Annotated in this window: 3 protein-coding genes; 1 reads left to right on the plus strand and 2 read right to left on the minus strand. The window is 65.9% G+C overall.

Annotation, left to right across the window (positions count from 1 at the left end; genetic code table 11):
- Together KDB67_RS21475 and KDB67_RS21480 are read right to left on the minus strand one after the other, a co-directional pair.
- A partial coding sequence (locus tag KDB67_RS21475; RefSeq protein ID WP_291020443.1) for an AMP-binding protein occupies positions 1-1,598 on the minus strand: 1,598 nt, incomplete at its 3' end.
- A 114-nt stretch (positions 1,599-1,712) separates the two neighbouring features.
- Positions 1,713-2,447 (minus strand): glucose 1-dehydrogenase, encoded by a 735-nt coding sequence (locus KDB67_RS21480; protein WP_291020445.1) that lies wholly within the window; start codon positions 2,445-2,447, stop codon positions 1,713-1,715.
- A gap of 160 nt (positions 2,448-2,607) precedes the next feature.
- Here KDB67_RS21480 and KDB67_RS21485 point away from each other — a divergent pair.
- Positions 2,608-3,592: diacylglycerol kinase (locus tag KDB67_RS21485; protein WP_291020447.1), on the plus strand; the 985-nt coding region annotated here is incomplete at its 3' end.

Raw genomic sequence — 3,592 nt, forward strand, 5'->3', positions numbered from 1 at the left:
ACCAGTTTGCCGGTGGGATTGCGGGGCAGTTCGTCGACAAACACCACATCGCGGGGCACCTTGTAGCGGGCGAGGTGCGTCTTGACGTGCGCCTTGATGTCCTCGGGTGTGGGATCGGCACCCTCGGCGCGAACGATGAAGGCCCGCAACCGGGTTCCGAATTCGTCGTCGGGCACCCCGATGACCGCGACGTCGTCGACGGCCGAGTGTTCGGCGAGCAGGTTCTCCACTTCGAGTGGGTATACGTTCTCGCCGCCGGAGACGATCATGTCGTCGTCGCGGCCCTCGATGAACATCAGCCCGTCGGCGTCGAAGCGGGCCATGTCGCCGGTGGACATGTAGCCGTCGATGATCGCCTTGTTGCGGCCGTCGGTGTAGCCCTCGAACGGGACGCCGTTCTTGACGAACAACCGCCCGCGGACGTTGGGCGCGGTGATCTGGTTATCGTCGGCGTCGTAGAGCCGCAGGCGGCTGGAAATCGGTGCGCGCCCAACGGTTCCGGGCGCCTGACGCAGTTCGTGAGGCTGTGCGATGGACGCGATCGCCACCTCGGTGGAGCCGTACAGGTTGTACAGCACGTCACCGAACGCGTCTTGGATCGCCTCCGACACCGCCGGCGACAACGCTGACCCGGCGATGACGATCACCTTGAGCGCCGAAAGGTCGTACTTGCCGAGCACCTCGGGTCCGAGCGCGACCATACGGTGCAGCATCGTCGGCACCGCCACCAGCATCTCGACCTTCTCGGCGGCCATCGTGGCGACGGTCTGCTCGGCGTCGAAGCGACGGCGCAGCACCAGCCGATTGCCCAGCGCCAGGTTCACGCCACTGGTGGCGAATCCGGTGGCGTGGAACAGCGGCGAGACGATCATCGATGTTCCCTTGCGGGGGAACGGAATCCGGTCGAGCAGCAGTACGCTGGCGAACGGCGACATCGCACCGCGGGTGGCCCCCTTCGGCAGCCCGGTGGTACCGCTGGTCAGGATCACCAACCCGGCGGCGGCATCGGGTTCGGCCGGTGCGGTGGTGTCACCGGTCGCCGCGATCGCATCGAGAGTGAGCACACCTTCCGGGGCGTCGCCGTCGACCCAGGTGAGGACGCGCGGCAGATGCTCGGGCAACGCGTCGGCGAGGGTTGCAAACTCCTCGTCGTAGAGGATGGCGCTGAGCTTTTCGCGTTCGGCGACCTCCACGAACTGGGTCGCGCCGAAGCCGGTGTTCATCATCACCAGCCGCAGCCCGGCCTTGCCGGCCGCTGCCATCGTGATGAGCAGGCCCCGGTGGTCGCGGGCGATCACCCCGATCACCGACCCGCGCTCAATCCCCTTGGCCAGCAAGGCATTTGCCAAACTGTTGGATTGCTTGTCGAAGTCGCCGTAGGTGATGGTGCCATGTTCGTCGGTAACCACCGGATCATCGGCAAACTTCTCACCACCGTTGACGGCCAGCGCGGCCATCGGTCCGAGCCGTTCTCCCCGCTTGGCCGCGAGCGCCACCCGGTGCGGTCTGCTGAACTCCACGAGCCCGTGGCCACGCAGCACCCGCACCAGCCCGACGACGTCGGTCACCGACTCTTTCAAACCACCCAGTGAAACCATGCCCACTCCCCAATCATCGCCGCGAGGCGTTCTGTCGGGGGTAGCCTAGCGAGGTATCAGCCGTTTGGAAACATTTCGTCGTTCTTGTTCCATTGACCAGCCCGCCGACACTACTCAGGCGTGCGGCACGTCGGCCGACAGTCCGCCGTCCATCACGAACTCCGAACCGGTGGAGTACGACGATTCATCGCTGGCCAGGAACACCACGAACGTCGCAACCTCACTCGACTCGGCGGACCGGCCCATCGGCACCTTGACCATGCCCTCCGGAATCCCTTCCGTCATCGGGGTTTTGATCAGGCCCGGGTGGATGGAGTTGACGCGCACATTGTGCGGTGCCAGTTCGAGGGCGGCCGATTTGGCCAAGCCGCGCACACCCCACTTGGACGCCACGTAGCCATGCGCCCACGGACTGCCGCGCAGACCCTCGACAGACGACACGTTGATGATGGAGCCGCCACCGCCGTCGATCATCGGCTGCGCGACGCTCCGGATACCGAGGAAGGTGCCGGTGAGGTTGACGTCGATGATCTGCCGCCACTTCTCCACCTTGAAGTTCTGGATGGCGGCACCGTTGACGATGCCCGCGTTGTTCACCAGCACGTTGACGGTGCCGAATTCGGCGATGGTGGTGGCGACGGCCGCCTCCCAGTCCTCCAGCGAGGTCACGTCCAGGTGTACGTACCGCGCCGAATCGCCGATCTCTGCGGCCAATGCCTTGCCCTCGTCGTCGAGGATGTCGCCGATCACGACCTTCGCGCCTTCGGCCACGAGGGCCCGCGCATGGGCCGCACCCATGCCCCGGGCGCCGCCGGTGATGATCGCAACTTTGTTCTCTACTCGTCCCATGGCGAGCAACAGTACCGCCTGAATGCCGAAATTAGAACAAGTTCTAGCCATCTTCGGCGCCGCGTGATCTACTGATATGGACACCAGTCCGGACAATTGTTCATCTACCTGCGGAAACGTCCCGGACCTGCACACACATCAGTGGGAGGCAACACACACCATGGCCATTCGCGTCGGGATCGTCGGCACCGGAAACGCGGGCAGGCTCGCCCTGCGTCAGCTCATCGACGACAGCAGGTTCGAGTTGGTCGCGGTCAGCGTTTCGACCCCGGAAAAGGCCGGCAAGGACGCGGCCGAACTGACCGGAACCGCCGGCCCTGATACCGGCATCATCGCCGCCCTCGGCCTCGACCACGTGGTCGCAGCCCGCCCCGACTGCGTGGTCTATACAGCGATGGGCGACACCCGCCCGATCGAGGCGTTCAACGACTGCCGCCGCTTCCTCGACGCCGGCATCAACGTGGTCGGCACCGCGCCGGGCGGCCTGCAGTATCCGTGGGGTGTGATGCCGCCGAAGGCGATCGACAAGATCGAAGGATCGGCCCGCGAGGGCGGGGCGTCGATCTTCATCTCCGGCGTCGACCCGGGTTTCGCCAACGACCTGATCCCGTTCGCGTTCGCCGGCACTTGCCAGAACGTGCAGCAGGTGCGGTGCATGGAGATCGCCGACTACGCCACCTACGACGGTTCCACCGTCATGTTCGACGTGATGGGTTTCGGGCTGCCGATGGACCAGACACCGATGCTGTTCCTGCCCGGCATCCTGGGCATGGCATGGGGCACCACCCTGGCGATCCTGGCCGCGGGCTTCGGCGTCACCATCGATGAGGTGCGTGAGCATCACGAAAGCGAGCCCGCCCCGGAGACTTTCGATATCGCCGCCGGAACCATCGAGAAGGGCACGCGCGCGGCGGTGCGGTTCGAGATCACCGGCATGGTGAACGGGCAGCCGGCGATCGTCATCGAGCACATCACCCGCCTGCGCGACGACCTGCGGCCCGACTGGGCGCGGCCCGCGCAGGACGGTGGCTCGTACCGGGTGGAGATCGTCGGTGAGCCGTCCTACCGCGTCGACATCTGCCCCACCAGCAGCGTCGGCGACCACAACCACGCGGCGATCGTCGCGGGCGTCGGACGTGTGGTCA

It is taken from the genome of Gordonia sp. (in: high G+C Gram-positive bacteria), from assembly GCF_020438995.1.
Taxonomy (GTDB): domain Bacteria; phylum Actinomycetota; class Actinomycetes; order Mycobacteriales; family Mycobacteriaceae; genus Gordonia.